Origin of the sequence: Putridiphycobacter roseus (assembly GCF_003234935.1) — a bacterium.
Classification (GTDB): Bacteria; Bacteroidota; Bacteroidia; order Flavobacteriales_D; family Crocinitomicaceae; genus Putridiphycobacter; species Putridiphycobacter roseus.
The window spans coordinates 1-1,034 of record NZ_QKSB01000060.1 but is presented as its reverse complement, the minus strand read 5'-3'; the positions used below and the strand labels follow the sequence as shown (position 1 = coordinate 1,034).

Sequence of the window (1,034 nt, the reverse complement as noted above, 5' to 3'; positions counted from 1 at the left end):
CATATAGTTATAACGTTATAATCGTTTAAAGGTTGAGTGTTAGTTCTAGTATTAATTTATACCAGCTTGTAGTTAACGTTTGAATAAACACTGGCGTCAGCTTGGGTTTATTTGTTGTTGTAAGTAGTTTTTCTAAAATGAGTTATTGGTGAGTACTATATTTCCAAACAAAATCAGCATCACTTATTTCACCTTTTTCTTTCAAAATATCTATCCAATACTGCTCAGTTCCTTCATCAATATATAAATATCCATATTTTTCGCTGTTTTGTGATTCAATTATTCCATTTGTATCTAATAAGGTATTCCATGTGATTAAGTTAGTACTTGATAAGTTTTCAAAGCCCATGTTTCGAAAAGTGGCTTCCTTCGAGTTCTTGTCATAAACAATATCAAAAACATCTAAATATTCTATGCTATCGAACATAATGGCAAAAAATGTCAAGCTATCAAAAGTTGTCTGAGTAGTATACTTAAATCCATTCAATTTGAATTTTTCTTTCCCAATACTTTCCATTACATTTTTTGATTCAGATAGTGGAACTTCATTGTCTATTTCAAAATAAATTATTCCTTTAGAATACTCTTTCCCATCAATTTTACCATATTTTTTATTGCACGAGAATACTAAAAATGTTGTCAACATCAGAAGTATTATTTTAGTGTTGGTTTTCATAAATTACGGTTCTTAATATTATTATACACATTCTATTCTAAATCGTATTTTGCCTAATTAAAATACAATTCCGCAGCACGTCTTTCTTTCATATGTTGTCTACAATTACTTACAACGCTTGGCTATATTTCTGTTTGCATTACCTTGCACAAAGTAACTTAATAACCGCCAAGGCATTGTTTAGGCTAAATTAATTATTTTAGACTATCTAAACCATGTTTTGGCGCTATTTTATTAATTACCACTCCTTTTAATTGGTAAATGCAAATTGAATATAGGTATCCTAAGCTTGTAATAAATTATATTTATAATATTATTAACAGGACAGAACAGGGGAATAAGACCATGTTAGGTTTAG

Annotated in this window: 1 protein-coding gene; it reads right to left on the bottom strand. The window is 28.9% G+C overall.

All coding sequences use genetic code 11. The features are described 5' to 3' along the window. Positions 1-142 precede the first annotated feature (142 nt). Positions 143-646, bottom strand: coding sequence for a hypothetical protein (locus DNU06_RS17495; protein ID WP_111064791.1), 504 nt, complete (start codon positions 644-646; stop codon positions 143-145). Positions 647-1,034 lie beyond the last annotated feature (388 nt).

Excerpts from the sequence above, each read along its gene's own strand:
- DNU06_RS17495 (WP_111064791.1), bottom strand. The coding sequence starts at position 646 with ATGTTGACAACATTTTTAGTATTCTCGTGCAATAAAAAATATGGTAAA.